We start from the raw sequence: 14,074 nt of genomic DNA, 5'->3' as shown, positions 1-14,074 counted from the left end.
AGGTTTTGCCATGGGAGCCTGCGCCATGCCCCGCCGTCGCGCCCTCGCCTTCGCGCTGCTGCTGACCCTGCCCGCATGGGCGCACGCCGCGGTTCGACTACTGGCGATCGGCCAGCTCGATGCGCATCGCCGCGACCTGTCCACCGCAACTGCCGCGCCGCTGGAGAACGGCGTGCCCGGCAACCTGCTCGGCGGACTGGGCTCGGCGATCGACCATGCCGGCTGCGGCAAGTTCGTGGCGCTGCCGGACCGCGGCCCGAACGCGGTGGCGTTCGATCCGGCGATCGACAACACCAGCTCCTACCTCGACCGGATCCAGACCCTCGACCTGGCGCTGCAACCGGCACCGGCCGGAGCCCGGCTGCCGTTCGAGCTGCACGTCTCGCTGCAAGCCACCACCCTGCTCTCCAGCCGGGAGCCGCTGGTCTACGGCAGCGGGCGCGGGTTGGGCGTGGGCGACGGTGCGTCCGCGACAAACCGGCCGGGCCAACGGTACTTCTTCACCGGCCGCTCCGACGGCTACGACCCGGCGCGGCCGTCCAGCTGGCCCGACGATGGGCGGCTTGATCCGGAGAGCCTGCGCGTATCGCGGGACGGGCGCTCGGTGTTCGTCGGCGAGGAATACGGCCCGCGGATCATGCGCTTCGACCGGCGCAGCGGGGTACGCGAGCAGGTGTATGCGCTGCCGGCCGCGCTGGCGGTGGCGCACCCCCAGCCCAGCGGCCATGCGGAGGACCGGGCCAACCGCAGCGGCCGCGTCGGCAACCACGGTATCGAGGGACTCGCGCTGACGCCGGACGGCAAGGTGCTGTATGCCGCGCTGCAGGGGCCGCTGCTGCAGGACGGCGGCAAGCATGGCGGCTACACCCGCATCCTGCGCATCGAGCTGGCGGGCGGCGCCGTGCAGCAGTTCGCCTACCCGCTGAGCCGGCTCGACAGCGGTGCGCGCAAGCCCCATTTCACCGGCATCAGCGACATCCTCGCCATCGACGGCGACAGCCTGCTGGTGGACGAGCGGGACAACAGTGGCCTGGGCAACGGCACCGCAGCGAGATTCAAGCGGGTGTTCCGGGTCGACCTTGCGCATGCCCGGCCGCTGGGCGACCGGCACGGCCAGGCCGCGCTCGCCGCCGTCGCCCTGCGCAAGCGGCCGTTCCTGGACGTGGTGGCGGCGCTGGGCCGGGGAGGCGTGGACGCAGCCGACATCCCGGCCAAGCTCGAGGGGCTCAGCTTCGGTCCGGACGTGCGTTGGCACGGCCGCCTGCTGCATACCCTTTATGTCAGCAGCGACAACGATTTCCGCCCGGACCTGCGCGACCGGTTGCATCCGGGCGGTATCGACAACCCGAACCGCTTCTACGTGTTCGGCTTCACTGCGGCCGATCTGCCCGGCTTCGTGCAAGCCGTCCATCCGGCGTGTGCGGCGAACCCGGCGTCACGCTGAAGCACAGCTTCACGCGCAGACCCGGGCGCGCGTCGTCCAGCTGCAGCGCGGCGCGATGCAGCTCGGCAACCGAGCGCACCAGCGCCAGACCCAGACCGTTGCCTTCGGTATGGCGGCTGCGATCCAGCCGCATGAACGGCTGCAGCACCTGCGCGTGCTCGTGTGCAGGGATGCCCGGGCCGTCGTCGCGCACGCCGGCGTGCAGCGCGTCGCCGACGCGCTTGAGTTCCAGCGTGATCCGCGTTCCCGGCGGGGTGTGGCGGATCGCGTTCTCGATGAGGTTGACGAAGGCCTGCACCAGCAGACCGCGGTCTCCGTGCACCGGTGGCTGCGGCGTGATACTTGCTTCCAGCCGATGGCCCTCGGCCTCCGCAACCGCCGCATAGGCATCGAACAGTTCCTCCAGCACCGCGGCCAGATCCACCGACGCGAAGCCGCGGCGCATCTCGCCCGACTCGATGCCGGCGATGCGCAGCAGTGCCTGGAACACGTCGAGCAGGCCATCGATCTCGGCCAGCGCGGCATCGACGGCCGCTTCGTGGGCGGCCGGGTGCGGCGGCGGCTGGCGCAGCTGCTCGAGCCGGCGGCGCAGGCGGGTCAGCGGCGTGCGCAGGTCGTGCGCGATGTCGGCGCCGAGCCGGCGCACGTCGGCCAGCAGCGAAGCGATGCGGTCGAGCATCTGGTTCACGGTGAGCGCGATCATGTCCAGCTCGTCGCCCGCACCGCGCACCGGCATACGGTGTTCCAGGTCGCCGTCGCTGATTCGCTCGGCGGCGTCCGACATCGCACCGACCCGGCGCAACAGCTGTCGTCCGATCACCCACCCGACCACCAGCGACACCGCCACGATCAGCGCCAACGCCAGCAGGAAGATCCGCTCGGCCACCTCGCGCATGTGCTGGATGAAGTACGCGTCGCGTCCCACCACCAGCCAGCCGTTGCGCACGGTGCGTACGGTGTACAGGGTGAGCAGGTGGGCGCGCGGGCTGGGCGCGAGCGTGGTGGCGCGCGGGATAAAACGACGCTCGGACCAGCCTTCGGGCCCAGGAAGGCCATCCAGGTTGCCTGCCAGCCTGATGCCGTTGCCGGCGTACAGCGCGTACCAGCGCTCCAGCCCGGCGCCGAGGATGATGCGCTCCTCGATCTCCGTGCTCAGCGCATCCAGCCCGTGCTGGTAGGACAGCAGCGCGAGGTCGCGCGCGTCGGCGACCAGCTCCTGTCGCTGCTCCGAACGCGCCTCGCGCTCGGTGCCCAGCCACAACACCGCCGCCGTGAGCAGCGAGGACAGCGAGAACATCCCGGCCAGGATCAGCGCCAGCCGGAATGCGCTGGTCTGCCTATGTCGGACCGGTCGGGAGCTGGAGGCGATAACCGTAGCCACGCACCGTCTCGATGAAGCTCGCGCCGCCGGCATCGCGCACCTTGCCGCGCAGGCGCGACATGTGGGTCTCGACGACGCTGGTGCGGGGGCTGAAGTGGAATTGCCAGACCTGCTCGAGCAGCATCGCGCGGGTCACCACGTTGCCGGCATGGCGCAGCAGGATGTCGAGCAGGCGGAACTCGGTCGGTGTGAGTTCCAGCCGTTCACCGCGGCAGCTCGCCGAATGTCGCGTGGGATCGAGCACCAGTGGCCCCCACTCCAGCAACGGCGATTCGCGGTTCAGCGCCGGCCGGCGCGACAGCGCACGCAGCCGCGCCACCAGTTCGGCCATCGAGAACGGCTTGCCGAGATAGTCGTCGGCACCGGCATCCAGCCCCTCGATGCGCTGGTGGGTCTCGCTCAGCGCGGTGAGCATGATGATGCGCGACTGCACGTCGGCATTGCGCACCGCGAGGATGAAGCTGATGCCGTCCAGGCCGGGCAGCTTGCGGTCGACCACGATGCCGTCGAACGCCCCCTGCACGGCGAGCGCCAGCCCCTCGCGGCCATCGGCGACCGCGTGGGTGACATAGCCCTCTTCGTACAGCCCGCCATCGATCCACTCGCGGGTGTCCCGGTCGTCCTCGACGATCAGAATGCGCAAGGCACCCTCCGACTCGCTGCCGCCGGCAGGCGCCTTGCGGTCGCTCCCAGCACTCGAGTCCGTCACGGTAGGCGAGGAATATGACGGACCGATGAAGTCCGCCACTCAGTGCGTCCCGGAGGGCGGCAGGTTGGTCCAGCGCACGCCCGGCAGGGTCGGCGTGCCCTGCTCGTGCACCGCCTGCAGCGCCTCCGGATCGAGCCCGAGCGCGGCCAGCACGGTGGGCGCGACTTGGGTGGTGGACACGGGTGCGTCCAGCCGGCGGCCCGGCTCCGGCAGCATCGGGCCGGCCACCAGCAGGGCCACGTGGGTGTCGTCGGTGTCGAAGCCGCCGTGCTCGGCGCGCTTGCTGGCACCGGGCTTGTCGTAGATGACACCGGCCTGCGGGATCACGATCAGGTCCGGCGTGCGCACGTCGTGCGACGGCGACGGGAACAGCAGGCCCAACGCCCGGCCCCACAGCACGCGTTCGATGCCGAGGCGCTCGCGGTCGGCCAGCAGGGTGCGCGCGACGGTGCCGGTGGTGCGCTCGTCGTGCAACCACACCAGCGCGCTGCGGTCGGTGGTGAGCTGGGCCGGTTCGCCATCGGCGGCGGCGGCGATCACCGCGCGCAGCGCCTGGTTCGAGACGTGCCGCAGCTGGTCGGGATCGACCGGGCCGTTGCCGTGCTTGGCGGTGAGGATGATCAGAGTGCTGGCATCCAGGTGACGGCGCGCCAGCTCGTCCATCAGTTCGCCGATCAGGGTGTCGAGGTGGGTCAGCGCGGCGTCCAGCGAGGGCGTCGGGGTGCCGTCGGCATTCTGGTAGCCGGCCAGCTTCTCGGCCACGTTGACGCTCTGCAGGTTGGTGCCGAACAGGGTCGGGACCGGCGCGCGGGTGCGCCCGTCGTGGCGATAACCGTCCACTTCGTGGATCACCGCCTGCATCTTGCCGGTGTCGTAGGTTTCGGTACGCGCGATCGAGGCAGTGACCGCGTCGGTGTCCGGGTGGTCCTCGCCGTCGGTGCCGATCTCCGGCGTGTACAGGTCGGCCACGCCGTCACCGGACGGGCCCTGCACGATCGCATAGGAGGGATGCTTGTCGGCCCAAGCGGTATAGCCACCGGCGCCGCGCACCACGTTGAAGATGGTGTTCACCCGCAGGTACTGCCATGGATAGACCGGACGGCAGCCGTGGGCCGGATCACGCGGCAGCTTGCTGGCGTCGATACCGTGGCCGTCGGGCGTATCCACCGCTTCGTTGAACTTCGCGTGGGCGCCGATGGCCGTGCACGGGCCAGTCGGTGGTGCCAGCGAGCGGTCCCAGGTGTTGTCGTAGTAGACGCCGGTGGCCGCCGGCGTGCCGCCGGTGACCAGCGCCAGCAGGCCCGGGAACGAGTCGGCGGGTACCACGGTGTCGGCATGGGTGTACTCGACACCGCGCGCGGCCAGGGCGGCGAGATGGGAGTCGGGGTGGATCTCGATGTAGTTGCGCAGGTCCAGCGCATGCAGGCCGTCGACGCTGATCAGCAGGACGTGGCGGACCGCGGTGGCAGCGGCGAGGCCGGGGCCGGCAGCGAGGCCGGCCGCCAGCATGAGGCGGAGGAGTCGATTCATGGAGTGTCGTGGGCGAAGGAGGGGACTGCCGCCGGTGACGGCGGCAGACGGCAGGCGGCAGGCGACAATCAGAATGGAAGCGAGAACGTCCCCATCACCGAGCGGCCGGCGACGGCGTAGAACAGCGGCACGCCGTTGGCGGTACTGGTCTCGTCGATCAGCGGGGTCTGGTTGGTGAGGTTGCTGACGCGCAGGCCGAGGCGGCTGCCGCGCGGCAGCAAACCGCCGTGCTGCATGGTGTAGTTCAGTGACAGGTTGACCAGGGTGACGGCCGGCAGCCGGTAGATCAGCGCCGGGTTGCCGCTGGCGTCCACGCCGGTGTCGCCATAGCTGACACCGAGATGCTTGGCCAGCAGCGATCCGCTAAAGGGCCCGGCGTGATAAAGGATGCCGCCGGCGGCGGTGGTCTTGGGCACCTTCTTCAACTGCAGCCCGGTCTTGTTCACCGTCGCCTTGTTGTAGCTGGCGTTGGCGTAGAGGCTGAAGCCGTCGCCCACGTAGACGCTGCCTTCGACCTCGGCACCGCGGTAGCGGGTGCCGCCCAGGTTGGTGAAGAAGGTTTCCTTGCCCACTTTGCGGCTGCTGATCTGGTTGGAGAAGTTGATCGCGTACACGTCGCCGGACAGGCTCCAGGTGCCGTTCTGCCAGCTGCTGCCGAGCTGGTAGTTCTTCGTCGACTCGGTCTGCAGGCCCTGGTTGGCGGTGGACGGATTGGATACGTAGTACTGGTTCTCGTTCGGTGCCAGGTAGCCCTCGGCGGCCTGCAGGTAGGCCGACCACTCCGGCGTGATCGCGTAATGCAGGTCAAACGAGGGCAGCACCTTCTTCCAGGTCTGGGAGTAGTCGAACGCGGTACGCACCTTCTGCTGGATCGGCGCCACGTCGTGACGCTTGAAGGTGACGTACTTCAGGCCAGGCGTGAAGGTGAGCTGGTCGGTGATGTGCCAGGCGTACTGCAGGTAGGGCTGGATCACCCAGAACGTGCCGTCGATGCGGCGGTCGGTGGCCTGGGTCACGGGATCGCTACCCTTCAGTACCGGGTTCAGCGCGCCGCCGAGACTGAAATCGATCTCGGCCTCGTAGCGGTGATAGAGCTGCTTGTTGGCCCACACGCCGTAGCCCAGCTCGCCCGGGCCCAGCGACTGCGACAGGCGCAACAGGTCGCCCCAGTTGCGGTACAGCAGGTACATCTTTTGGCCCGGGATGTTGTTGTCTCCGTAGGCCGTGCCGTTGGGCGTGCCGAGGCCCGCCGGGAAGGTGCCGTCGCCGATGGAGCCGGCCGGCCCGCTGAGCTGGCCGTAGTCCATGTTGCCGCCGTTCGGGTCCAGGCCGTTCCAGCCGCGGTGGTAGTACGAGTAGGTGTAGAGCTTGTTGTCGAGCGTCACTGCGCCGAGATCCGAGGCGAGGTCGACGTACTCGAAATCGCTGTTGAAGTGGTCGTAGTTGTAGCCGGTATAGGCCTGGCTGTGCGGGTCGTTCGAAAGGCCGTAGCGCTGGCCGAACACCTGCATCTGGCCCGGCATGCCGCTGGTGTAGGGATAGTTGCCGTCGGACACGTACGGGTACGAGGTGGCGCCGACGATCGCCGCATTGCTGCCGCCGTTGGTATTGCGCATGGCCAGCATGGTCAGCGTGGTGGCGTCGCCGAACGGCTGCACGAACTTGGCGGCGAGGTTGCTGCGGTCGACCGTGGCGCCGGACAGATAACCGTCCGAACGCAGCTGACGGTAATCGAGGTAGCCGCTGCCGCCGTTGGACAAAGTACCGGTGTTGAACTTCACTCCGGCCAGCCGGGTGGCGAAGCTGCCGAAGCCCCCGTACACCTCGGTGGTGGTGTGCGCCAGCGGGTCGCGGGTCTGCATCGAAACGGTTCCGCCGAAGGTGGCGTAGCCGATGGTGGAGGCCTGACCCGGACCACGATCGACGACCACCTGACCCAGGTCCTGCGGCATGAAGTAGTTCGACGAGTGATGGGTGAAGTCGTTCGAGTCGCCGACCGGAATGCCATCCATGGTCAGGTTGTACTGGCCATCGCTCATGCCGCGGATGGTGAAGCCCTTGTTGTTGCCCAGGCCAGGGCCGTTCGGTTCGACGTCGACAACGCTGGGCGCAAGCGCGGCGATCGAGCTGTAGCTGTCCATCGGCATGGCGTTGTTGTCGATGTAGGCCTGGTCGATGATCGACTTCGGCTCGATCGCCTTCAGCGAGACATGCGTGGGCATTTCCGCCACGCGCGGGGCCGTGGCCACCACGTGGATGCCCGCGAGGTTCTTGACGTGATCGCTGGCAGCCGTCGTGGTGGCTGCATCGGCCGGCGTGGCGGCGTCGGTCGCATGAACCGAGGGCAGCATGGCGGAGGCCAGGGCCAGCGCGAGCAGGGTGGGTGACGGAAAACGACGATGCAGCAGCATGGGGAACTCTCCGCAAGGGCTCGGGAATTCACGCCATGCTGGGCAGCCGCTGTGGCGCGACCTTTACGGTGGGCTGTCGATCGCCACGCGGAAACCTTACGAAAACGCAAGGCTCCTCAACCGGAACTGCCGACGTGCTCGATCACGTCGGCGGCAGCGGCGGCGCCATCGGCCTCCTTCAGCCATCCGGCCACGGTGCGGGCGCGGCTGGCATGGGCGGGGTCGAGCAGGCCGCCCAGGCCCGCCGCCGCCGCGTCTCGGCGATAGCGGGTGGCGGCGAGCACTCCGGCCACGCCCAGGCGTTGCAGGCGGGCGGCGTTGTCGTGCTGGTCAAAGCCGTGCGGCACCACCAGCGAGGGGACACCGGCATGCAGGGCCTCGGCACTGGTGCCGACCCCGCCGTGATGCACCACCGCCGCCGCCTGCGGGAACACAGCGGCGTGGGGCGCGTATTCCACGCAGGCGATCCCTTCGGGCAGCTCGCGCGGGAGTCGCTCACGCATCGCCGGCGAACCGGTGAACAGCACCGCACGACATCCCAGCGCGACGGCGGCGGCGAGGCTCTCGTGCAGGAACGAGGCGTTGGCGTGCACCGCGGTGGAGCCGAGCGAGAACACGATCGGTGGGGGCCCGGCGCGCAGGAACTCCGCCAGCGCCGGATCGAGCGTGTGGGGCTGGACGTAGCGGGCGAAGCCGCACTGCGTGGCATGCGGCGGCCAGTCCGGCTGCGGCGCCCCGAGCAGCGCGGGAAACAGTGCCAGCGTGCCGCCCGGCGCGAACTGGCCGCGATGGAACGGATCGCCGCGCGGCGACTCCGGCGACAAGCCCAGCTCGCGGCGGAACGCCCGCACCGGCGCGGTCCAGCCCCGCGTCACCCGGCGCGACAGCCGCTGCAGCAGACGGCCGCGCGCGGGCGTGGCATGGAAGAGGCGGTCGAGCGCAGCCAGTCCGGTGGCCGGCATGTCGTACGCCGACAGGAAACTGGCCGGGGCCAGCACCGCGGACAGCCAGCGCAGGCGCCCGGCCGCCTCCAGCGTTTCGCCGAGGATCTGCCCGGCGAAGGCCAGGGTGCTGGTGACCAGTACATCGACCGTGTCGCACAGCGGCGCCAGCTTCGCATAGCTGGCGCGCACGTCGGCGGCGGCGAAGTCGCGCACCACGAAGGCCGGGCCGCGCCAGGGATGAAACGCCTTGGCGGTGAACGCCTCGCGGTCGTCCGGCTCGGGCATGCCGCTGGCGTCTGCGAATACCAGCCCGGCCCGCTCGATCGGCTCGCGGTGCACCGGATGGGTCGCCACCGTGACGCGGTGCCCGCGCGCTGCCAACGCCTGGCCAACCGCCAGAAACGGAAACAGGTCGCCGAGCGAGCCGACGGTGGCAAAGACGATGTGCCGGCCAGCGGGCATGGTGGTCCTGGGCGTCTGCGGACAGGTTCGACAGCATAACGGCCGCCCCGCGTTGACCGCCGCCGCAACGGGCCGCATGCTCGATGGCCCTGCCCTGCCCGTGACCGACGATGAGCCAGCTCGCTCCGTTCCACCTCGCCTTCCCGGTGACTTCGCTGGCCAAGGCGCGGGCGTTCTACGGCGAACTGCTCGGCTGCCCCGAAGGGCGCAGCTGCGAGGACTGGGTCGACTTCGACTTCCGCGGCCACCAGATCGTCGCCCACCTCGCGCCGGAGGAAGTGCGCGCGGCCGCCGCGCACGAGGTGGACGGCGACGCCGTGCCGGTGCGCCACTTCGGCCTGGTGCTGCCGATGGACGAATGGCAGGCGCTGGCCGACCGGCTGCGCGCCGCGGGGGTGCGTTTCGTGATCGAGCCGCACGTGCGTTTCGCCGGCCAGAGCGGCGAGCAGGCCACGATGTTCCTGCTCGACCCCTGCGGCAACGCGCTGGAGTTCAAGGCGTTCGCCGACCCGTCGCGGCTGTTCGCGAAGTAGGCCGCGGTGGAAGCCGAAGATCTCAAGCGACTGGTCACGGTGCGCATGCCCTACGGCAAGTACCAGGGCCGGCTGATCGGCGACCTGCCCGGCGCGTACCTGGCGTGGTTCGCGCGCAAGGGCTTTCCGCCGGGCCAGCTGGGGCGCCTGCTGGCGCTGTCGCTGGAGCTGGACCACAACGGCCTGCGCGGCCTGCTTGATCCGCTGCGCTGATCGCGCGTCGCCGATGGGCGTATGCTGCGCGCCCCTGCCCTGCCCGCCGCCGGACCATGACCACCCTCGTCGACCGTTTCCAAGCCGCTGCCGACACGCTGGCCGTGGATGGCTGGTGCGTGCTCGGCCAGCTGCTGCCGGCCGAGGCGACCGCGGTCCTCGCCGCCGAATGCGCGGCGATGCACACCGCGCACCGGATGACCCCGGCCCGCGTCGGTACCGGTCAGTCCGCCCCCGCGCTGCGCGGCGACCACACCCGCTGGTTCGAGATGAACGCGCTGAGCGCAGCGCAACAGCCCTTCGTGGAGGCGATCGAGACCCTGCGCCACATGCTCAACCGCAGCCTGATGCTCGGGCTGGTGGAGAGCGAGGCGCACTACGCGGTGTATCCGCCCGGCGCACGCTACGCGCGGCACCTGGACCAGCTGCGCGGGCGCGACGCCCGGGTGGTCTCGGCGGTGTACTACCTCAACGCCGACTGGGAGCCCGAGGACGGTGGCGCGCTGCGGCTCTACCTGGACGATGACCACAGCCACGACGTGCTGCCGCGGGCCGGCACGCTGGCACTGTTCCTGTCCGGTCGCTTCGAGCACGAAGTCCTGCCGGCCACGCGCGAACGGATGAGCATCGCCTGCTGGATGCGCCGGCGCGAACCCGGCGCCTTGCCCTGAACCCGGGGATGGTCTGATTCACCCCGGCGCAGCCGGCATGATGTCCGGAAGGTTCACAGATGGTCGTGTGCGGCGCCGCCCAGACTGGCGGTCTGGGCGCGGCGCGTGAGGCGATATGAGGGCCTTCCGGATATCACCTCGTCAATGAAATCCTGGCGGTTGAGGCCGTTCTGTCTGCGCGCATCCCCGCGGCTCGCCGTCTCGACAGGCCACCAGCCTGCCTTCGACGACGCCCCTGTGCCTGTGGGCCTCGCGCAGACAGACTGGCGACGCCTGTGCCGGGGTGAATCAGACCATCCCTAGCGTGCGTCGGCCACCGCATTGAAGCGCGCGGCGATGTAGTCGTCGGTGAAGCTGGTCATGTCCCAGCCTCGGATGAAGCCGCAGTGGCCGCCATAGCGCGCGATGTCCAGCTCCACGTTCGACGGCAGCTTCAGCTGCTCGAAGGCATTGACCGGGATCACCGGGTCGTCGCGGGCAGTCATGATGGTGGCCGGCAGGGTCAGTTCCCGCAGCGTCTCGCCGGCCACCGAATAGCCGTCCAGATAGGCCTCGAGCGAATCGAAGTCGGTGTGCCGGAGCACCAGCGCCTCGGTCAGGCCGCGCAGGTTCTGCTTCAGCTCGGCCAGCTCGAAGTAGGTGTGCTGCGGGAACAGCGACTGCTTGACCTTCAGCGAGTGGCGCCACTTCTGCATGAAGTAGGCCTGGTAGAACCAAGGCGCCTGCTTCTCCAGCGAGAACAGGCCCTCGGCCGGATCGATGATCGGACACACCGCCAGCGCGTAAGTCAGCGGGATACCGAGCTTCGGCGCCTGCAACGCCGCACGCAGCGCGAAGTTGCCGCCCAGGGAGAAACCGGCCAGCGCCATCGGCCGAGCCGGCCAGCGCTCGGCGATCTCGCCGAGCGCGCGCACCACCTCGTCGATGCGGCAGGAGTGGAACAGCGCCTCGTTGAGATGATGGCTGTCGCCATGGTCGCGGAAGTTCAGCCGGAACACGTCCCAGCCGTCGGCGAGCAGGCGACTGCCGGTCTGCAGCACGTAGGTGGAGTCGACGCTGCCCTCCCAGCCGTGGAACAGCACGGCCAGGCCACGGGCTTCCGGCCGCGCCTGCTGCGCGGTGAACGCGCCGCTGAGCCGCACGTCACCGCCACCGCCGACCATCACGTGCTCGGCACCCTCGACCACGGTGCGCGCACGCCGTGGCAGCAGCACCCGGCGCACGCCGCTGGAGGACAGCATGGTCTGCAGGTGGCCGCTGCGCAGCGGCCACGGCGGCAGGAAGTCACTGCCTTTCGGAAGCGTCATGCGTCGGCCTGGCCCGCGGTGGCATCTTCCAGCGCGGCGGCGATGCGCTCGCGCGACAGCTCGGCCATGCGGCGACGCGCATCCGGCGTGGACGGCACCGGATCGAGGAAGTGCACTTCCGCGTCCAGCGGCGCGCTGCCGAGCAGGCGCAGGAAGTTCGCCATGAAGCTCTCGTGCTCGCGGAAGCCGGCATCGATCACCCGCCGACCGTTCTTCGAGAAACGCAGCGCCACCGGCTGTACCCGTACCTCGGCATCGAGCGCGGCCTGGAAGATGCGCGCGTGGAACACCTTCAGCACGCCGTTGTAGCCGGTGCCGCCCTCCGGGAACACCGCCACCGAGCGGCCTTCGCGCAGGCGGTCGACCATCACCGCCATCACCGAGGTCAGCGAGTGGTTGGAGCCGCGGCGATGGAAGATGGTGCCGCCGTTGGCGGCCATCCAGCCGACCAGCGGCCAGCCGGCGATCTCGGCCTTGGCCACGAAGCAGGCCGCGCGCTGGCTGTGCAGCAGCTCGATGTCGATCCACGAGGTGTGGTTGGCGACGAACAGCACCGGGTCGGGCAGCGGCTGGCCGATCAGCACCGAGCGCAGGCCGAAGATGCGCATCAACAGGCGCGACCACCAGTTGATCATGCGGTGGGCGAAGGGCACGCGGCCGTTCTTCATTACCCGGTGCTTGTTCCAGCTGAGGATCAGCGAACACAGCAGGATGCCCAGCACGATATGCCCCAGCAGCAGCGGCACGCGCCACAGGTAGCGGATAGGCTGCCAGGGAGCGCGTTCGTGCGGGTGTGAAGTGTCCGTACTCATCAGCCAGTTAGTTTAGCGTTAGTTCGCCGCAACGACATACGTCGCAAGGCAGGGTGGGGGGCCGGTTCAGGCGCCGACCTGGCCCAGTGGCAACGAGGGCGAACGCTTCACCGTACGCAGCACGAAGCTGGAATTCACGTCGGCCACGCCGGCCGCGGTCAGCAGGCGATCAAGCAGGAAGCGCGAGAAATGCTCCAGATCGGCCACGTAGACATGCATCAGGTAGTCCATGTCGCCGGTCAAGGCGTGGCAGGCGACGACCTCCTCCCACGCGTTGACCTGGCCGACGAAGCGCTCGATCGCCGCCGCCTCGTGCTTGGCCAGCTGCACGCGCACGAAGGCCTGCAGACCGAGGCCCACCGCCTGCGGATCGACCTGGGCGGCGTAGCCGGCGATCACGCCCTCCGCCTCCAGTCGCTGCACCCGGCGCAGGCAGGCGGACGGCGACAGGCTGACCCGTTCGGCCAGTTCGGCATTGGTCACGCGGCCGTCGCGCTGCAGCTCGGCTAGCAGGCGCAGATCGGTACGGTCCAGGCTCGTCATGCAACTTTATTCTGCATAAATGGATGTATGAAGAATTTTATTGTTGATGTAACGACTTGTTCAGCAATAAAACAAGCCTCGTGCGCGGACCAGTCCGTATGATGGTGCACCTGCAAGCCACTTCGGGAGCCACGCCATGGACCACGCCACGCCACGCCGGGTCGAGCACCAGCAGACCGACCGCGGCTACGTGCCGGTGTATGCCACCGGCGTCGTCGAGCAACCCTGGGACAGTTACACCGCCACCGACCACGAGGTGTGGAACACGCTGTACCGGCGCCAGCGCGAGCTGCTGCCCGGGCGCGCCTGTGCCGAGTTCCTGGAGGGCGTGGAGCGTTTCGGGATAGGCGAGAACGGCATCCCGAAGTTCGCCGACCTGAACGCGCTGCTGGGCAAGACCACCGGCTGGCAGATCGTGGCCGTGGAAGGCCTGCTGCCCGACGAGGTGTTCTTCGACCACCTGGCCAATCGCCGCTTCCCGGTGAGCTGGTGGATCCGCAAGCCGGACCAGCTGGACTACCTCAGCGAGCCGGACCTGTTCCACGATCTGTTCGGCCACGTGCCGCTGCTGCTCAACCCGGTGTTCGCCGACTACATGCAGGCCTACGGCCGCGGCGGCATGAAGGCGTTCGGGATCGGCCCCGAAGCGCTGATGAACCTCACGCGCCTGTACTGGTACACGGTGGAATTCGGGCTGATCAACACGCCGGACGGCCTGCGCATCTACGGCGCCGGCATCGTCAGCTCCAAGGGCGAGTCGATCTACTGCCTGGACTCGGACGCGCCGAACCGCATCGGTTTTGATCTGGAGCGCGTGATGAACACGCGCTACCGCATCGACACCTATCAGCAGACCTACTTCGTGATCGAGAGCTTCGAGCAGTTGTTCGACGCCACGCGGCCGGACTTCACCCCGATCTACCAGCGCCTCGCGGCGAAGACGGCGCACGCGGCCGGCGACGTGCTCGACGGCGACCGCGTGTTCAACGTCGGCACCCGCGAGGGCTGGGCGACCAACGCCGATACCTGACTCCCACGGGGAAGAGGTCACCGGTAGGAGCTCACCCTGTGAGCGACCTGCGGAAGGAACCAGGACAGCAAAGACAAGCCGCGA

At 69.2% G+C, this 14,074-nt stretch carries 13 protein-coding genes; 5 read left to right on the top strand and 8 right to left on the bottom strand.

Going from position 1 to position 14,074, the window contains the following annotated elements:
- Window positions 1-25 precede the first annotated feature (25 nt).
- On the top strand, window positions 26-1,444 hold the full coding sequence (locus tag NC595_RS02100; protein ID WP_253564591.1) for an esterase-like activity of phytase family protein: 1,419 nt from the start codon (window positions 26-28) through the stop codon (window positions 1,442-1,444).
- On the opposite strand, the gene NC595_RS02095 is transcribed toward NC595_RS02100, so the two are convergent.
- The 5 genes from NC595_RS02095 to NC595_RS02075 form a co-directional block, all read right to left on the bottom strand.
- Entirely contained in the window at window positions 1,371-2,825 is a 1,455-nt protein-coding gene (locus NC595_RS02095) for a sensor histidine kinase (protein WP_253564584.1), read from the bottom strand. The two genes, NC595_RS02100 and NC595_RS02095, sit on opposite strands and share 74 nt — an antisense overlap.
- Complete coding sequence (locus NC595_RS02090) at window positions 2,782-3,468, bottom strand: response regulator transcription factor (RefSeq protein WP_253564582.1); 687 nt, start codon at window positions 3,466-3,468, stop codon at window positions 2,782-2,784. Before NC595_RS02090 ends, NC595_RS02095 begins: the two co-directional genes overlap by 44 nt.
- Before the next feature lie 105 nt (window positions 3,469-3,573).
- Window positions 3,574-5,064: an alkaline phosphatase family protein gene (locus tag NC595_RS02085; RefSeq protein ID WP_253564580.1), complete on the bottom strand. Its 1,491-nt coding sequence runs from the start codon at window positions 5,062-5,064 to the stop codon at window positions 3,574-3,576.
- A 68-nt stretch (window positions 5,065-5,132) separates the two neighbouring features.
- Window positions 5,133-7,475, bottom strand: coding sequence for a TonB-dependent receptor (locus tag NC595_RS02080; protein ID WP_253564579.1), 2,343 nt, complete (start codon window positions 7,473-7,475; stop codon window positions 5,133-5,135).
- A gap of 116 nt (window positions 7,476-7,591) precedes the next feature.
- Entirely contained in the window at window positions 7,592-8,881 is a 1,290-nt protein-coding gene (locus NC595_RS02075) for a glycosyltransferase (protein WP_253564578.1), read from the bottom strand.
- A gap of 110 nt (window positions 8,882-8,991) precedes the next feature.
- Here NC595_RS02075 and NC595_RS02070 point away from each other — a divergent pair, with 110 nt between their 5' ends.
- The 3 genes from NC595_RS02070 to NC595_RS02060 are packed head-to-tail and all read left to right on the top strand — an operon-like array spanning window position 8,992 to window position 10,298.
- Window positions 8,992-9,414 (top strand): VOC family protein, encoded by a 423-nt coding sequence (locus NC595_RS02070; protein ID WP_253564577.1) that lies wholly within the window; start codon window positions 8,992-8,994, stop codon window positions 9,412-9,414.
- Between the two features lie 6 nt (window positions 9,415-9,420).
- On the top strand, window positions 9,421-9,627 hold the full coding sequence (locus NC595_RS02065) for a DUF3820 family protein (RefSeq protein WP_063673465.1): 207 nt from the start codon (window positions 9,421-9,423) through the stop codon (window positions 9,625-9,627).
- 56 nt (window positions 9,628-9,683) lie between these two features.
- Window positions 9,684-10,298: a 2OG-Fe(II) oxygenase gene (locus NC595_RS02060; protein ID WP_253564576.1), complete on the top strand. Its 615-nt coding sequence runs from the start codon at window positions 9,684-9,686 to the stop codon at window positions 10,296-10,298.
- A 299-nt stretch (window positions 10,299-10,597) separates the two neighbouring features.
- Here NC595_RS02060 and NC595_RS02055 read toward each other — a convergent pair whose 3' ends face one another.
- The 3 genes from NC595_RS02055 to NC595_RS02045 all read right to left on the bottom strand — a co-directional run bounded on the left by NC595_RS02055 (window position 10,598) and on the right by NC595_RS02045 (window position 12,960).
- Window positions 10,598-11,605, bottom strand: a complete 1,008-nt coding sequence (locus NC595_RS02055; protein ID WP_253564575.1) for a YheT family hydrolase — start codon at window positions 11,603-11,605, stop codon at window positions 10,598-10,600.
- Complete coding sequence (locus NC595_RS02050; protein ID WP_253564574.1) at window positions 11,602-12,417, bottom strand: lysophospholipid acyltransferase family protein; 816 nt, start codon at window positions 12,415-12,417, stop codon at window positions 11,602-11,604. The genes NC595_RS02055 and NC595_RS02050 overlap by 4 nt, the downstream gene beginning before the upstream one ends.
- Window positions 12,418-12,483: 66 nt before the next feature.
- Entirely contained in the window at window positions 12,484-12,960 is a 477-nt protein-coding gene (locus tag NC595_RS02045) for an Lrp/AsnC family transcriptional regulator (RefSeq protein WP_253564573.1), read from the bottom strand.
- A gap of 136 nt (window positions 12,961-13,096) precedes the next feature.
- Between NC595_RS02045 and phhA the strand changes: the two genes are divergently transcribed.
- Entirely contained in the window at window positions 13,097-13,990 is an 894-nt protein-coding gene (gene phhA / locus NC595_RS02040) for a phenylalanine 4-monooxygenase (RefSeq protein WP_253564571.1), read from the top strand.
- Window positions 13,991-14,074 lie beyond the last annotated feature (84 nt).

The organism is Dyella lutea, from assembly GCF_024158035.1.
GTDB lineage: Bacteria > Pseudomonadota > Gammaproteobacteria > Xanthomonadales > Rhodanobacteraceae > Dyella_A > Dyella_A lutea.
This window is presented reverse-complemented; position numbering and strand designations above follow the sequence as displayed.